The organism is Mycobacterium gordonae (assembly GCF_017086405.1).
Classification (GTDB): domain Bacteria; phylum Actinomycetota; class Actinomycetes; order Mycobacteriales; family Mycobacteriaceae; genus Mycobacterium; species Mycobacterium gordonae_D.
Map to the genome: position 1 here is coordinate 5,424,359 of NZ_CP070973.1, position 16,345 is coordinate 5,440,703.

Here is a 16,345-nt window from a genome sequence, read left to right on the forward strand (position 1 = left end):
TAAGCACCTGCGCCCCGCTCATGAATCGGACTCCGTCCATCCCCAGGACCTCGACGCTCACCGAGAAGGCTGACCCGAATCGGCATCCCGACATCTGGTCGCTCTGATTTTCCCCGGCGTTATGCCGTTGTATACGGACCCGATTCCGATCCGCTGTCCGCGGCCGTAGTTATGCCGGCTATGGATGTTTACCGGCTTCGCGATGATGTATGTTCTCGACAAATCCACAGTGACGACTGTCGGTGTGACGGCGTCGCACAAAGTGGGAGGCGCGCCATGTCATTCCTGTCGATTACGCCGCAACTGCTGTCGGCAACCGCTACCGGTGTCGCGAAAATCGGCTCCGGCATCGTCGCGGCCGACGTGGCTGCAGCGGGCGCCACCACCAACGTGCTCGCCGCCGGCGCCCACGAGGTTTCGACGGCAACAATCGCGACGCTATTCGGCGCAGATCGGCAGATTCCGGCTGGTGTTCCGCACCGATCGGCCGCCTGAGCACGGGCGGTGAGCCGTCGTTAACGATCGGATCGTTCCGGCTGGTGACCGGTGATGTCCGCAGCAACACCTAAGTTGCCACCCCGTTACGTTCGCATCGACAGCGGTGCCGGGCCAGGGATTGTCTTTGCAGCTCATTCCGACACCAGGGTCACCCAGCGGGTGGCTGTGGGACGACGGGCTACCTCGGCGCAGAGATAGTGAGCCAGGTCTGATCGGTGCAACGTTTGCCTCGACCCGACCCGACCGGCGACTTCGATTGGAGTGGAGGCTGATTCGTCATCAAGCCGCGGTGGCCGCACTACAGTGATTCGGAGCTCGCAACCTGCGATCAGCTCTTCTTGTCTGTCCACTTCAGTCAGTCGTTCTCGGCCAACGGCTCTGGTATAGACCAACCGGCCGAACCAGGACAGTCGTCCCGCGCTTGCTGCGCCGCCCAGGGCTGACACCACGATCAGATGTGCGTCGGTTGCCACGTCGGCGACCGCCGACAACAGCACCTTCGTTGCATCGGAGCGCACCGTGCCGACATCGCCGTCACGGCGCGGCGCGACCAGCGTGATAACGGCATCGGCAGCACCCACCGCATCGGTGACCGCCATCTGGTCGGTAGCATCACCGCCGATGACACGTGTTGTCGCGCAACGTGTTCCGACACGCTCTACGTCGCGTGCCAGCACTGTGACAGTGTGTTCGCGTTCGAGCATGGGAAGCAACAGGGTGCCGGTCAATCCCGTGGCGCCAAGCAAGGTGACTCTCATTGCAACAAAACTCCGACCTCATGTTGACTCCGACAACATCAAGATAGCCGCTAATGTTGTCAACGTCAACATTGAGGAGAGGCGTGGATATCAGGACTTATCACCACGCAAACCTGCGGGCGGCACTGGTAGAGGCCGGTCTGCAACTACTGGATGAGGGCGGCCCGGAGACGGTGCAAATCCGAGTGGCCGCCATGATGGTGGGGGTTAGCCATGCCGCGCCGGCGCGCCACTTCAGCACCGCGGCAGGCTTTCTGGCGGCTGTCGCTGCGGTTGGTTACGAGCAGCTGGCCGACGCACTGGCCGCTTCCGCTGCCGCCCAAACCGATTCGCGCAGAGCTTTTCGCGCCGTCGGATTGGCCTACGCGATCAGAACGCGCGTTCAAAGCCCAGGACCACGGCCCTCGCCGCGAAGGCTAACCCGGGGAGCATTGAATTGGCTGTCGAATGATGGGATCCGCGACGCGGCTCGCTTGAGACCGTAATCGATAACGCAAAATCGTTGGTGCGGAGTGGCCTTGAGGAAGGGGGTGGTGGCTGATGTGACAACCGGTCACGGCCGTCCCATGAGCGGTCCGACCTGCGGTCGCCAGTGCCGATTCCCGCCTGATAACGACGTAGCGAGCGCTCGATGCGATCCACCTGCAAGGATCATCGCAGCCGGATCGTCACCTCGTCGATGGTGCCGTTGAAGGCAAACGTGCCGTCATAGGTGTCGGCCGCCGGGGTTCCACCGTCCATGCCGACGTCGACCCCTTCGTCGGCGCTGAAGCCGAATGGCACAGTGCGCTCGATCCGTGACGCACCGACCTGGCGGCCGTCCACCAGCAATCTAGCCAGCCCACCTTTGCCCAGACCGCCACCGTCGTAATCGAATTCGATCGCAACCGTCGCCGCTCCGGCGGGCAACACCTTCGTCGCGGTGACGGTGGTGTACTCCGAGCCGAAGTAGTTGTATGTGAATGCGGGCAGCCCGTTGAGCACGTACAGCGACATCCCCGCGAAGTAGCCGCCAGCTGCCAACAGGACCCCCGATACCGCCGCACCGCCAGGGGTGTCGATTGACGCGGTGATCGAATACGACCGGTTGAACGCGCTGCGGATGATGTCCTCGGGCATCCGGATTGCCCCCTGTCCGAAGGAAATCGAGGACCGCTCGCCCAGAATCGTGGGGCGCGCGCCCATCGCACGGATGGGTCCGCGGTCATCGAGCGGGAACACATTGCAGGCGGCGGCTTCGGCGTCAAACAGGGCCTGCAGTTCGGCGAGCTTGTCTGGACGCTCGGCAGCGAGGTCGGTGGCCTGACTGTAGTCGCTGCGCAGGTCGTACAGCTCCCAGCGGTCATCGGAGAACGCCGGCAGCGCGCCTTTGCGCCACTGAATCTTGGCGTGGTAGGTGCACGCCATCCATTCCTCGTGATAGATACCGCGGGTTCCCTGGATCTCGAAATACTGAGTGCGACGACGACCCTCGGCCTCGGCATCGTCGAAGGTGTACGCCAGACTGATTCCGTCATAGGGCTTTTGGGCTATACCGTGGACGTCCGTCGGTTGCGGGACACCCGCGGCTTCCAGGACCGTGGGGGCGATGTCGATGACATGGTGAAACTGGCAACGCAGCCCTCCCCGGTCGGCGATCCGACGGGGCCAGGTCACGATCATCGGGTTACGAGTGCCCCCGAAGTGGCTGGCGAACTGCTTGGTGAATTGGAACGGTGTGCACATCGACCATGCGAATCCGACTGGGTATTCGTTGTTGGCCTTCGGCCCGCCGAATTCGTCCATTTTCGACAGCACCACCGCGACGTCCTCCTGCAGTCCGTTCAGTGCCACCATTTCGTTGAAGACACCGTCGATTCCCCCGGCCGGGGCGGCCCCGTTGTCGCCGATGATGTAGATGAACAAGGTGTTGTCCCACTCCGACATGTCTTTGAGAGCCTGGACCATCCGCCCGATTTCGTGGTCGGTGTGGGCCAGGAATCCCGCGTAGACCTCCATCAGCCTGGCTGCGATGCGCTGCCTATCGGGGGAGATGGAGTTCCACGCGGGAATGGAGTCGTGCCGCGCCGTCAACTCGGTGTCCGCGGGGATCACGCCCAGCTGTTTCTGGCGGGTGAAGATCTGCTCGCGAAGGGTGTCCCAGCCCGCGTCGAAGCGGCCCCGAAAGGGCTCGCTCCACTCGGGTGAGACCTGATGCGGGGCGTGGGTAGCCCCGGGAGCCCAGTAGGCGAAAAAGGGCCGGTCCGGCGCAACGGCTCGCCCGCGACGCACCCACTCGATCATCCGATCGGCGAGGTCGGTCGTCAGGTGGTAGTTCTCGACACCCTCGGGACGTTCGATTGGTGTGGTGCCGTGGTAAAGGCCCGGATTATATTGGTGCGCTTCCCCACCCATGAACCCGTAGAACTCCTCGAAGCCCATTCCGGTGGGCCACCGATCGAACGGGCCGGCCGGGCTGACCTCCCACACCGGGGTGTTGTGCCATTTGCCGAACGCCGCGGTGCTGTATCCGTTGAGCCGTAGCGTCTCGGCAATGGTGGCGGCCGATTTCGGGATGATGCTGTTGTAGCCGTCGTAACCGGTGGCCCACTCGGTGATGTTGCCGGTGTTGACCGCATGGTGGTTCCTGCCGGTGAGCAGTGCCGCCCGCGTCGGTGAACACAACGCCGTGGTATGAAACCGATTGTAGCGCAGACCTTCTCGCGCCAACAGATCGCCGGTGGGCGAGGGAATTGGACCGCCGAAGGTCGCGGTGGCCCCGAACCCGACGTCGTCGAGCAGCACGATGACCACGTTCGGGGCGCCCTGCGGGGGTCGGATGGGCGCGATGGTCGGCATCACCGATTCGGCGATCGTGGGACCGGCCCTGCCGCCACTCGGTGTGTCAGGAAGTGGCAGCGTGGTGCGATCGTGTATCGCGTCTCGGTGGGACATGCGCACGCCTTTTCAGGGGTAGCCGAATTCGTTCTGTTTCGAATACCACAAGGTGCCGCGCCCCGGCGGCGATTTCGCCGACGCGGCCGCCGCGCGTCAGGCCACCCAATAAGCCTGCGACTTAATGGATTTCCTCGGGATCCCGAAGTCGTCCCGCAACACCTTGACGACGGAGCGGGTGGTGCGGCTGTCGCAGGCCACCCACCCGAAGTGACAAGCACCCTCACACGCCGCCCCCCGTACCGCCTCCAGCAGCGCCCCATCCTTGCGGTCCACCCACGTGACGTCGGTGTCGCGCGCTACCGGAAGGTGCTTGTCGTCGTCGCAACCGGCTTCCAGGAAGACCTGTGCAGGGGCATCGCCGATAGCCGTCAGCAGCGAGTTGATCGCGGGCAGCGAGGCGCAGTCGCCGACGATGATGTAGCCGGTCGGACGCGGTTCGGGGATCGCAAACTTGCTGCCCATCACCGTCGCCTCGATGGTGTCGCCAGGTTGCGCGGCGCGCGCCCAATCCGATGCGATGCCGTCGTGCAGCGCGAACTCGATGTCGAACGTGTCACTCGCGGGGTCGGGATCGACCAGCGTGTAACCGCGCTGATGCGATTTGTCGCCGTCGGCGAACCACAACCGTATCCACATGGTCGGATGCACCTCGTGGGCGCTGAGCAAACCTCCTGCCTGGAAGCTCAGGCGATGGTAGTTCGGACTGATCTCGCGCCGGCCGGTCACGGTGAGGCGATAATCCCCCGCTCGAAGCAGCTTGAGCACAGCCCCGGCAAAACCTCGAGACGTCTTCTGTTCGCTCATCCGTCCTAACCCTCCGTCGCTATCCCACCCGGACTTAGGTTAGGGTAACCGTTGCTGCGGATCGAACCCGGGTGAGCCGGAGGTCACCACATGGCGGTGACCCTGCCACGGTGAGCGACAGACCTAGGCAGATCCGGCACCGCCGGCACCGCCGGCACCGCCGGATCCCCCTACCCCTCCCGTAGAGTTGCCGCCCCCGGTCGGGGCAGCGCCGGTGTTGCCGGCACCGCCATCATCGCCACCGGCACCGGGATTGCCGCTGGAACCGGTTCCGCCGACACCACCGTTACCGCCGGAGCCCCCGTTGCCGCCGAATCCGCCCAGGTTGCCGCCGGTGCCGTTGCCACCGATTCCACCCGTCCCACCGTTGCCGCCTTTACCGCCGGTACCGCCGACGCCTGCCGTGTTCGTTCCTCCCGCGCCGCCGACCCCGCCCTTGCCGCCCTGACCCGCGTTGGCTGCCGCGCCGCCGCTGACCGCACCGTCAGCCCCGCCACCGCCGGTGCCACCCTGGCCTCCGTTACCACCGACGCCGGCGGAGTGGCCCTTACTGGTCGTGGCCCCGCCCACACCGCCGCCGCCGCCCTGGCCGCCGGCACCACCGACGCCCGCGGTGCCTCCAGTGCCGCCGGCGCCGACCGCACCGCCGGCGCCACCGGTACCGCCGCCCCCGCCGGTTCCACCGGCGCCCGCATTGTTGCCGCCGTTATCGGCGAACCCGGCACCGCCGGTACCGCCCTGACCTCCGACGCCCCCGTTGCCGCCCTTGCCGTTGGTGGCACCAACCACTGCACCGCCACCAGCGCCGCCGGCGCCGCCCTGCCCGCCGGCACCACCGGCCGACCCGACACCGCTGGCCGCACCGACGGCCCCGACGCCGCCGGCGCCGCCCGCTCCACCGGCACCCCCGGCCCCGGCGGTGTTGCCGGCCTTGGCGGTGGCCCCGCCTATGCCGCCTACGCCGCCCTTGCCACCGGCCCCGGCCGCTCCCGCACTACCCCCGGTACCGCCGGTTCCCACTGCGCCCCCGGCGCCGCCGCCGCCACCGGTACCGCCGATCCCGCCGGCACCCGCGTTGTTGCTGCCGTCGTCCAAGAATCCAGCGCCGCCAGCACCACCCTGGCCTCCGACACCCCCGACGCCGCCATTGCCGTTGACGGCACCCACCGCCGCGGCACCGCCGGCGCCGCCGGCGCCGCCCTGCCCGCCGAGGCCGCCGGCGGACCCGGCACCGCTGGCCGCCCCCGTGGCACCGATAGCGCCCTGACCGCCCGCACCTCCGGCGCCGCCGGTCCCGGCGGTATGACCCGCCTTGGCCGCTCCACCGACGCCACCCAAACCGCCTTTGCCGCCCGTTCCCGCGGCCCCGGCATTACCTCCCGACCCGCCGCTACCTAGCGCACCGCCGGCTCCGCCGACGCCGCCTGTCCCCCCGGCGCCACCAGCCGTCGCCAGGGCGACCCCGTCGTCATCGAACCCAGCACCGCCAGCACCGCCCTGACCGCCGGCACCGCCGGCACCGCCGGCACCGTTCGTGGCACCGGTCACCGCACCGCCACCAGCACCACCGGTGCCACCCTGCCCACCGAGACCACCGGCAGATCCCGCAACGCCGGGCGCACCCGCGACCCCGACGCCACCGGCACCGCCCTGACCGCCGGCCCCACCGGCGCCGGCAGTGTTACCCGCCTTCGCGGTGGCCCCACCCGCGCCGCCAGATCCGCCCTTACCGCCGGTCCCCGCTGCCCCGACGGTGCCGCCCGTACCTCCCGTGCCCGCCGCGCCACCGCTACCACCGGCGCCACCGGCGCCTCCGGTTCCGCCGGCACCGGCGTTATTGCTGCCGTCGTCAACAAACCCGGCTCCACCGGCGCCACCCTGGCCGCCGGTACCACCGATGCCGCCCTTGCCGTTGACCCCACCTCCACCCGACACTGCACCGCCGCCACCACCGGCGCCGCCTTGCCCGCCGACACCACCAACAGCTCCCGCCGCACTGGCCGTGCCACCGGCGCCCACGCCGCCTGCGCCACCCATGCCGCCGGCACCGCCGTCACCGGCGTCGTTGCCGAAGGTTGCGGCGCCACCTAAGCCACCGGTGCCGCCGCTTCCGCCGGCACCCGCTGCCCCCGCACCGCCTCCCGACCCGCCGGCACCTGCCGCACCACCGGCCCCGCCGGTGCCGCCGGCCCCGCCGGCCCCGCCGGCACTCGCATCGCCGAGGCCGCTATCGATAGACCCGGCGCCACCGGTGCCGCCCTGCCCGCCTGCGCCGCCCGCGCCGCCGACGCCATTGGTGGCGCCGGTTACCGCGGTACCGCCGGCACCACCGGAGCCGCCCCCGCCGCCGACCCCACCGACCGATCCCACGTCACCAGCCACACCGGCGGCTCCGGTGCCGCCCTGACCGCCGACACCACCGGCACCCCCTTTACCGGCCGTTTCACCCGCCGCGTTGGCACCACCGCCAGTACCGCCGACACCACCCTTGCCGCCGGCCCCGGCCGCACCCGCGGTGCCTCCCGTGCCCCCGCTACCGGCAGCACCTGCGGTACCGCCCACGCCGCCGGCGCCACCGGTACCGCCGTCACCGGCATCGTTGACGCCGTTGTCCGCAAACCCGGCGCCACCCGCACCACCCTGACCGCCAATCCCACCCGCACCACCGGCGCCGTTCGTGGCGTCGGACGCGGCAGTACCGCCGACGCCACCGGCGCCGCCTTGACCACCGACGCCGCCCGCTGAGGCGAGGGCAGTGGCAGTCCCTGCGGCCCCGGTACCGCCCTGGCCACCGTTACCACCAACACCACCGGCACCGGCGGTGTGACCCTTGCTGGTCGTGGTGCCGCCTGCACCTCCCTGACCGCCACCGCCACCCTGGCCACCCACACCCGCACTGCCTCCGGTGCCGCCACTGCCGGCAGCGCCGCCGAGGCCCCCTACACCGCCGACGCCACCGGTTCCACCGGCACCCGCATTGTTGCTGCCATCATCGGCAAATCCGGTGCCACCGGCACCGCCCGCCCCGCCGGTGCCGCCTGCACCACCAAGACCGTTCGTGCCACCCGCGCCGGAGTTGCCGCCCACACCACCCTTGCCGCCACCGCCCGCGGCGCCACCGGTACCACCCTGGCCGCCCGGCGCCGTGCTCGTCTGCCCTTGCACACCCGCGCCTCCGGTGCCACCTTGGCCACCCTGACCGCCCTGGCCAAACCCGCCGGCCACACCCGCCGCACCACCGCTGCCGGCCGCGCCCCCGGCACCCGCCGCGCCACCGGCGCCGCCGTCACCACCAGCGGTCGCCGCGTCCGTCGCAGTACCAGCAAAGCCCGTACCACCCTTACCACCGGCCCCGCCGGCACCACCCACACCGCCGGCACCGGCCGTGCCACCGGCACCCGAATTGCCACCCACCCCGCCCTTACCGCCGCCGCCCCCGGCACCGCCGGCGCCGCCATCCTGCCCAGCCGTCGTGCTGGTCAGCCCCTGCACGCCCGCACCCCCGGTGCCCCCGGCGCCACCCTGCCCGCCCGCCCCGAAGCCACCGGCAACACCCGGCGCGCCGCCAGTGCCGGCCGCGCCCCCGGCACCCGCCGCGCCACCGGCGCCGCCGTCACCACCAGCGGTCGCCGCGTCCGTCGCAGTACCAGCAAAGCCCGTACCACCCTTACCACCGGCCCCGCCGGCACCACCCACACCGCCGGCACCGGCCGTGCCACCGGCACCCGAATTGCCACCCACCCCGCCCTTACCGCCGCCGCCCCCGGCACCGCCGGCGCCGCCATCCTGCCCAGCCGTCGTGCTGGTCAGCCCCTGCACGCCCGCACCCCCGGTGCCCCCGGCACCACCCTGCCCGCCCGCCCCGAAGCCACCGGCAACACCCGGCGCGCCGCCAGTGCCGGCCGCGCCCCCGGCACCCGCCGCGCCACCGGCGCCGCCGTCACCACCAGCGGTCGCCGCGTCCGTCGCAGTACCAGCAAAGCCCGTACCACCCTTACCACCGGCCCCGCCGGCACCACCCACACCGCCGGCACCGGCCGTGCCACCGGCACCCGAATTGCCACCCACCCCGCCCTTACCGCCGCCGCCCCCGGCACCGCCGGCGCCGCCATCCTGCCCAGCCGTCGTGCTGGTCAGCCCCTGCACGCCCGCACCCCCGGTGCCCCCGGCACCACCCTGCCCGCCCGCCCCGAAGCCACCGGCAACACCCGGCGCGCCGCCAGTGCCGGCCGCGCCCCCGGCACCCGCCGCGCCACCGGCGCCGCCGTCACCACCAGCGGTCGCCGCGTCCGTCGCAGTACCAGCAAACCCGGTACCACCCTTACCACCGGCACCACCAGTACCACCCACACCGCCGGCACCGGCCGTGCCACCAGCGTTCGAATCGCCACCCACCCCGCCCTGACCGCCAGCGCCTCCGGCGGTACCCACGCCGCCGTCGACGCCGGCAATCGTGCTCGTCTGCCCATTCAGCCCCGCACCGCCGGTGCCGCCCTGCCCACCTTGCCCTCCCGTGCCATACCCGGCCGCGGGACCGCCGTTGCCGGCCGCGCCGCCCGCACCGGCGGCGCCACCGACACCGCCGGTACCGCCAGCGGTCGCGCCGCTCAACCCATCGTCGGCGAATCCGGTACCCCCCTGACCCCCGGCACCGCCCGTACCGCCCACGCCACCGGCGCCGGCGGCACCACCCGCCACCGAGGCGCCGCCCACGCCGCCCTGGCCACCGACACCGCCGGTCCCACCGAGACCGCCATCCACCCCAGCGGTCGTGCTGGTCGCTCCCTGCGCACCGGCGCCACCCGTGCCACCCTGGCCACCGGTACCACTCGCGCCGCTCGCCCCGGCGCCGCCGAACAGACCGCCGGCGCCGCCGGCGCCGGCCAGGCCCCCGGTGCCACCAGTGCCGCCCGTCCCACCGACACCCAACCCGACGCCGACTCCGCCGGTTCCGCCCTGTCCACCGGCGCCACCGGCACCGCCGGCGCCGCCGAACCCGCCGAACAGCGAACGAACCTCGCCTCCAGCGCCGCCGGTGCCGCCGACCCCGCCTTGACCCCCGATGGCGCCATCAGCACCCGTGGCGCCGATTCCGCCGGCCCCGCCGGCGCCGCCGCTGCCCGCATAGCCCCCGGCCAGTGCGGAAACGGTCCCACCGGCGCCGCCGGCCCCACCCGCGTGGCCACCGGCCGCCCCCGCGCCACCGGCGCCTCCCGATCCGCCGTTGCCGAACAGCACCCCGCTGTTTCCGCCGGCACCGCCCGCGCCACCCACGCCCGTCGCGCCGGCCCCGCCGGCACCGCCGGCACCGCCGTTGCCGAAGAAGCCTGCCGTGCCACCCACGCCGCCCGCCCCGCCGGCCCCGCCGGCGCCACCGGAGCCGCCGTTGCCGAAGAAGAACGCGCCGGCCCCACCCCGACCGCCGGCCGCCCCGGCCCCACCGACGCCTCCGGTACCGCCGGCACCGAACAGGAAGGCGGAAGCCCCGCCGTCACCGCCAGCCGCCCCGGCGCCACCGGCCCCTCCGGTGCCACCGATGCCATAGAAGATCCCGGCGGCGCCACCGGTACCGCCGGCCTGGCCGGGTGCACCGGACCCGCCGTTGCCCCCGTTGCCGAACAAGATTCCACCAGCGCCGCCCGCTTGGCCGGTGCCCGCGATCCCGTCGGTGCCGTTGCCGATCAGCGGACGGTTCAGCAGAAACTTCGTGGGAGCGTTGATCACCGCCAGTATGTCGTCGATCACGGTTTGCAGCGGGTTAACGCTGGCCGCTTCAGCCGCCCCATAGGCCAGGCCGGCCTGGGCCAAGGCGAGCACGAAGTCTTCGTGAAACGCCAACACTTGTGCGCTGATCGACTGGTATTCCTGGGCATAACCACCGAACAACTGCGCGATCGACGTCGACACCTCATCGGCGGCCGCGGACACCAACCCGGTGGTCGAGTTCGCCGCCGCCGCATTGGCCCGTTGTATCGCCGCTCCGAGCCCGGTCAGGTCCGCGGAGGCCGCCGCGACGGCTTCGGGCACTGCGAACAGGTAAGACGACATCTAGGCTCCCCGGAGATTTGACGACACCAAAGTTCACGATCGTTGCGGGACTCTACGCGCGTCTGCCCAGAGCCGGTTGAATTCACCGCAACGTGCCGCGATCTGCCGCGGCGATCGCCACAGGGGCCGCCTCGGCAACGCCGACGTCACCGAACCCGGGTGAACCGGTGCAGCAGCCAGGCCAACGGGATGGTCACCACCATCGTCGCGATGAACAGGTTCAGCATCGGGCCGGTATAGACGTGCGCCCGGACGATATACACCATCGCGAATTCCATGGTGATCAAATGGATCAAGAAGATTTCATAGGAGATCTCACCGAGCCAGACCATCGGCCTGCTGGCCAGCAGCCGGGAATACCAACCGGTGTCTCCCAGCGCCAGCGGCGCGACCGCCAGCGTGGCGATCACCGCGTAGAACCCGGTCTTCCACAGCGCTTCGGGCAGCGACGCCGGTGAGGTGGTGGGGGCGCCCGCGATCGGCGTGGAGACGATGAAGTAGCAGATGACGGCAAGCGTGATGGCCGCGAACGCGTAGCAGCGCACGCCCATCTGCTGCAGCACCGTCAGCATCATTCCGCCTAGAAACCAGGCGAGGTAAGTGGGCAGCCACAGTCGCGCGCCGTCGGGAAAAAACCGGTCGATGTGCACCAGCACCAGCCAGCCGGGGCTGATCAGTGTCAACGCCGCCAGCGCTGCCAGCACCAATTTCGGTTGCCACCGTCGGCGGCTGAGCACCACCAGCAACAGGTAGGCCAGCAGCGGAAGCGTCACGTAAAAGGCCGCCTCGACCGCCAGGCTCCACATCTGGGTCAGACCCTGGTGCAGGTATTTGCCGAGGTAGCCGTCGGTGTAAATCTGCGTCAGTGTGAGGTTTCGGATCAAGCCCAGCCAGCTGTGCCCGGGGTTGGGCCCGGCCTCGCGATAGTGGTACAGCACATATGCGATCGACACCGTGACGACATAGGCGGGCATGATGCGCCGCACCCGGTTGCGGGCATAGCGCCGCACCGAAGGCCACGGCGCGCCGGTGGCTGCCGATTTCACCCACGGTCGGAACAGCAGGTAACCAGACAACACGAAGAACATCGGCACGCCGATCTCCATACGCGCACCGACCAGACCCCAGTAGCCGTGGGTGTACTTGCCGGTGGTGTAGGCCGCGTGGGTGCCCACCACCAGCAGCGCGGCGACGGCGCGGACACCGGTCAGCGATGCGACCCGGTCGACGCCAGAGGTCTGCTCGAGACCGCCCTGGGCGTCCTCGGCTTCCGATACCGTCATGCGTCGCGCTTTCGGCTCGGCTTGCCCTTGCCGCTGGGTTGCCGGGGCGTCCGGACTTTGTCGGAACGCCGGTCCGGCCGGAGGTTGATCAGCACTCCCGAAATACGGGTCTGTTCCAGCTTTTTCAGCGTCGCCCGGGGCAGCTTGGCCGGAAGTTCGACCATGGAGAAGTCCGGCCCGATGGCGATATGACCGAAATCGCTACGATGCAGACCCCCCTCGTTGGCGATGGCGCCCACGATCGCGCCCGGCCCAATCCGGTGCCGCTTGCCCACGTCGATCCGGTAAGTTGTGAAAGGCTTTGTCTGCCTTGGCCTTTCGGTACGATCGCGGTGTTCGTCGCGATCTTGGCGTCGCTCACGGCGCTCCGGTGGCGGTTCCGGTGCGAGCAGAAATGCCTCACCGTCGCGGGACTGCAACGCAAGCGCCGCCGCGATATCGGCCATCGGCACGTCGTGTTCGCGTTCGTAGTCCTCCACCAGCCGGCGGAACAATTCGATGCCCGGGCTGCCCAGCGCATCGGTGATCGAGTCGGCGAACTTGGCCACCCGCTGGGCGTTGACGTCCTCGACGGAGGGCAACTCGGCCTCGGTGAGTGTTTGCCGCGTGGCCTTTTCGATTGCCTTGAGCAGGTGGCGTTCCCGAGGCGAAACGAACAACAGCGCGCTGCCGGACCTTCCGGCCCGGCCGGTGCGCCCGATGCGGTGCACGTAGGACTCGGTGTCGTGCGGGATGTCGTAGTTAAGGACGTGGGATATGCGCTCCACGTCGAGCCCCCGGGCGGCGACGTCGGTGGCGACCAGAATGTCGATGCTCCCGTCCTTGAGGGCCGCAATGGTTCGCTCCCGCTGGCCCTGCGGGATGTCGCCGTTGATGGCGGCCGCGGAGAAGCCGCGGGCGCGTAACCTTTCGGCGACTTCCTCGGTGGCCTGCTTGGTGCGCACGAAAACGATCATCGCCTCGAACGGCTCGACCTCGAGCACCCGCGTCAGCGCGTCCATCTTGCGCGGGCCTGCCACCTGGATGTAACGCTGTGAAATATTCTCGGCGGTAGCGGTTTTCGCTTTGGACGTGACTTCCAGCGGATCGTGCAGGTATTTGGTGGTGATCTTGCGGATGGCCGGTGGCATGGTGGCCGAGAAGAGAGCCACCTGCTTGTACTCCGGCGTCTCGGACAAGATGCGGTCGACTTCTTCGGCGAAACCCATGGTGAGCATCTCGTCGGCCTCGTCGAGCACCAGGTAGTCCACCCGCGAAAGATCCAGCGTCCCGCGTTCCAGGTGGTCGATGACACGGCCCGGGGTGCCGACCACGACCTGGGCGCCGCGCTTGAGTCCGGCAAGTTGGACGGTGTACGACGAGCCGCCGTAGATCGGCAGGACGTTGAGCTGCCGCAGCTGGGCGCCGTACCGGCTGAACGCCTCGGCCACCTGCAGGGCCAATTCGCGGGTGGGCGCCAGCACCAGCGCCTGGGTCGCCTTGCTGGTGGTGTCGATTTTGGACAGGATCGGCAGTGCGAACGCCGCCGTCTTGCCGGTGCCGGTCTGGGCCAGGCCCACCACGTCCGAACCCGCCATCAGCGCCGGAATCGTCGCCTCCTGGATCCCGGTCGGGGATTCGTAGCCCACGGCGGCGATCGCGCGCACGACATCGGGATGAATGTGCAGGTCGGCGAACGTGGTAACGGGCGTTTCGGGGGGACTGTCCGGGATTGCCATCAGGAGATGAAGTCTAGAGCCTGCCATCCGGGCGGCCATGCCTGCCGCACCCCCGGGCCCGGTGACGGTACGGTGCCCGGTGTGTGGATGCTGCCCTACCGCGCCGCGCGGCTGACGGTCGTTGCTGCCGTCGCGGCGGCGACGCTGGCCGGATGCGGCTCGGGGGACTCCACGGTCGCCAAGACGCCGCAGGCCACCAAACCCACCTCCGCGGCGATGACGGCGGGCCCCGTCAATCCCTCGCCGGGCACCGCCGCCCCACCGAGCACGAGCGAACCGCCCCCGGACCCGTGCGCGCTCAACCTGGGCTCACCCACCATTGCCAAGGTCGTCTCGGAGCTCCCCCGCGACCCGCGCAGTCAGCAACCCTGGAACCCGAACCGCTGGGCGGAAACTACAACGAGTGCGCGCAGTTGTCGGCGGTGATCATCAAAGCCAATACCAACGGCGACAGTCCGACGACCCGGGCGGTGCTGTTCCACCTGGGCAAGTTCATTCCGCAGGGCGTGCCCGACACGTACGGATTCAACGGGGTCGACGCGGCGCAGAGCACCGGGGACACCGTGGCGCTGACGTACGTCAGCGGGGTCGGTCTGCCAGCCACGGTCAAGTTCCGGTGGAACGGCAGCGGGGTGGAGATCATCAGTAACACGCCGGGCCGCTGAGCGCTCCGGCGGATTCGCCGGCGCTGCCGGCGTACACCTCGCCCCCAACGCCGTGACCACCGTCGCCAGCTCAGGCCAGTCCATCATCCGTGCCGGCCGATTCGGCCGGCCGGAGCAGCAATGCCGACCATGAACAGCGCTGCAACGACGCCCAGCAACGCAACGGAGGCGGGCAGCCACATCGACTGTGCCGTCGCCGCACAGAACGGCTCCCGCAAGAGTTCAGGCAGTAGCAGGCCCGCACCGCCGACCCCTGGCACGGGTGGCACGCTACCGGACGTCACTGGCACCTCGGCGCTGATCCTCGAGGTCATCAGTGCCGCCATGCCGGCGCTCCCCAGCACCGCCCCGAGTTGACGGGTGGCGTCGTACACACCAGAACTGGCCCCGGCCAGATGCGCTGGCAGGTTGCGAGTTGCGTTGGCAGCCAAGGGAGACCAAACGAACGCGACACCGATTCCCATGGCGAGGAAGGGTGCTGTCAGCCGCCACACCGGCGTCGACGGAGACATCTCGACCGACAACCACGTCAGTCCGATCGCCACCACCGAGAAGCCGAACCCGATGACGTGCCGCGGGTGCGACCTGTCCACGATCCGGCCCACCACCGGAGCCAGGCCACCACTGACGATCGCCATCGAGGCCGTCAACAGGGCCGCGCGGATCGGCGGCAACCCGCACACCGCCTGCGCGTAGAACATCACCGGCAACGTCATCGACGTCATCGTGAACGACATCGCCGCCACGCCGATCGTGGACACGATGAAGCCCCGATCCCCGAAGATGCGCGGCGGGACCAGCGGCTCGCGGGCGTTGATCGACTGCCAGTAGACGAACACCGACATGATTGCTACGCCGGCGACGATCATGGCGAAGATCCATGACTGCCACTGGGCGGCCTGGCCCTGCTGAAGTCCGAACACGATCAGGAACACTCCAACCGTGGACAAGCCCACACCGACCCAGTCGAACCGGTGGCGTTGAGTCGGCAGAGCCGGGATGCACCTGACCGCCAACGCCAGTGCCACCACACCGATCGGGACGTTGACGAAGAAGATCCACTGCCAACCGAGGGTGTCCACCAGCACCCCGCTGGCCAGCGGCCCGACCAGGGTCGCGATCGCGGCGGTGACGCCCCACACGCTCATCGCTGCACCCCGCCGCCGCGGCGGAAACAGGCGAGTGACCATCGACAGTATCTGTGGGGCAAGCAAAGCCGCCCCGACCCCCTGCACGGCACGGGCGGCGATCAGCATGCCCACGGTGCCGGAAAACCCGCACCACGCCGAGGCGCCGACGAAAATCGCCAGACCCAGCACGTAGAGGCTCTTCTGGCCGAACCGGTCTCCGAGGCGTCCGGCGACCAGCAACGGCACCGCGAACGCCAGGAGGTAGGCGCTGGTCACCCAGATCACGGCGTGGTAGGTGGTGTGCAGCGAGGCCATGATGCTCGGATTGGCCACCACAACCACCGTCGAGTCGACCAGGATCATGAAACGGCCTACCAGCATGGTCGCCAGGATCGCTCCCAGCCTGCGAAAGTCGTTGGAGTGAGCCGTATTCAGCGCAGCCGCGGGCACGACGCCGCGCCCGCCTGACCCTGTCGTCGCCATGGCCGTCACCCACTTCGTTTC

The 16,345-nt window shown here is 69.8% G+C and carries 8 protein-coding genes and 1 pseudogene; 2 read left to right on the top strand and 7 right to left on the bottom strand.

The window, feature by feature from the left end:
* Positions 1-276 precede the first annotated feature (276 nt).
* A complete protein-coding gene (locus tag JX552_RS23055) occupies positions 277-495 on the top strand; it encodes a PE family protein (RefSeq protein ID WP_205874168.1) in 219 nt (72 codons plus the stop codon).
* Between the two features lie 134 nt (positions 496-629).
* Here JX552_RS23055 and JX552_RS23060 read toward each other — a convergent pair whose 3' ends face one another.
* The 6 genes from JX552_RS23060 to JX552_RS23085 form a co-directional block, all read right to left on the bottom strand.
* Positions 630-1,256: an NAD(P)-dependent oxidoreductase gene (locus JX552_RS23060; protein WP_205874169.1), complete on the bottom strand. Its 627-nt coding sequence runs from the start codon at positions 1,254-1,256 to the stop codon at positions 630-632.
* Positions 1,257-1,907: 651 nt separating this feature from the next.
* The gene (locus JX552_RS23065; RefSeq protein WP_205874170.1) at positions 1,908-4,190 is read right to left on the bottom strand and encodes an arylsulfatase; all 2,283 of its coding nucleotides are present in this window, start codon (positions 4,188-4,190) and stop codon (positions 1,908-1,910) included.
* A gap of 96 nt (positions 4,191-4,286) precedes the next feature.
* On the bottom strand, positions 4,287-4,997 hold the full coding sequence (locus JX552_RS23070) for a siderophore-interacting protein (RefSeq protein ID WP_205874171.1): 711 nt from the start codon (positions 4,995-4,997) through the stop codon (positions 4,287-4,289).
* A 123-nt stretch (positions 4,998-5,120) separates the two neighbouring features.
* Positions 5,121-11,045 carry a PE family protein gene (locus JX552_RS33475; protein ID WP_205874172.1) on the bottom strand — a complete coding sequence of 1,975 codons (5,925 nt, stop codon included), beginning with the start codon at positions 11,043-11,045 and terminating at the stop codon, positions 5,121-5,123.
* Between the two features lie 146 nt (positions 11,046-11,191).
* Positions 11,192-12,328, bottom strand: coding sequence for an acyltransferase family protein (locus tag JX552_RS23080; RefSeq protein WP_205874173.1), 1,137 nt, complete (start codon positions 12,326-12,328; stop codon positions 11,192-11,194).
* Complete coding sequence (locus JX552_RS23085) at positions 12,325-14,046, bottom strand: DEAD/DEAH box helicase (protein WP_205874174.1); 1,722 nt, start codon at positions 14,044-14,046, stop codon at positions 12,325-12,327. The genes JX552_RS23080 and JX552_RS23085 overlap by 4 nt, the downstream gene beginning before the upstream one ends.
* An 87-nt stretch (positions 14,047-14,133) precedes the next feature.
* Here JX552_RS23085 and JX552_RS23090 point away from each other — a divergent pair.
* Positions 14,134-14,711 (top strand): annotated as a pseudogene (locus JX552_RS23090) (LppP/LprE family lipoprotein).
* 83 nt (positions 14,712-14,794) lie between these two features.
* Here JX552_RS23090 and JX552_RS23095 read toward each other — a convergent pair.
* Positions 14,795-16,222, bottom strand: coding sequence for an MFS transporter (locus JX552_RS23095; protein ID WP_431196006.1), 1,428 nt, complete (start codon positions 16,220-16,222; stop codon positions 14,795-14,797).
* Positions 16,223-16,345 lie beyond the last annotated feature (123 nt).

What these genes read in the sequence shown, in the direction of transcription:
- JX552_RS33475 (WP_205874172.1), bottom strand. Translation starts at nt 11,045, where the DNA reads ATGTCGTCTTACCTGTTCGCAGTGCCCGAAGCCGTCGCGGCGGCCTCC.
- JX552_RS23095 (WP_431196006.1), bottom strand. Translation starts at nt 16,222, where the DNA reads ATGCTGGTAGGCCGTTTCATGATCCTGGTCGACTCGACGGTGGTTGTG.
- JX552_RS23055 (WP_205874168.1), top strand. Translation starts at nt 277, where the DNA reads ATGTCATTCCTGTCGATTACGCCGCAACTGCTGTCGGCAACCGCTACC.
- JX552_RS23085 (WP_205874174.1), bottom strand. Translation starts at nt 14,046, where the DNA reads ATGGCAATCCCGGACAGTCCCCCCGAAACGCCCGTTACCACGTTCGCC.
- JX552_RS23065 (WP_205874170.1), bottom strand. Translation starts at nt 4,190, where the DNA reads ATGTCCCACCGAGACGCGATACACGATCGCACCACGCTGCCACTTCCT.
- JX552_RS23070 (WP_205874171.1), bottom strand. Translation starts at nt 4,997, where the DNA reads ATGAGCGAACAGAAGACGTCTCGAGGTTTTGCCGGGGCTGTGCTCAAG.
- JX552_RS23060 (WP_205874169.1), bottom strand. Translation starts at nt 1,256, where the DNA reads ATGAGAGTCACCTTGCTTGGCGCCACGGGATTGACCGGCACCCTGTTG.
- JX552_RS23080 (WP_205874173.1), bottom strand. Translation starts at nt 12,328, where the DNA reads ATGACGGTATCGGAAGCCGAGGACGCCCAGGGCGGTCTCGAGCAGACC.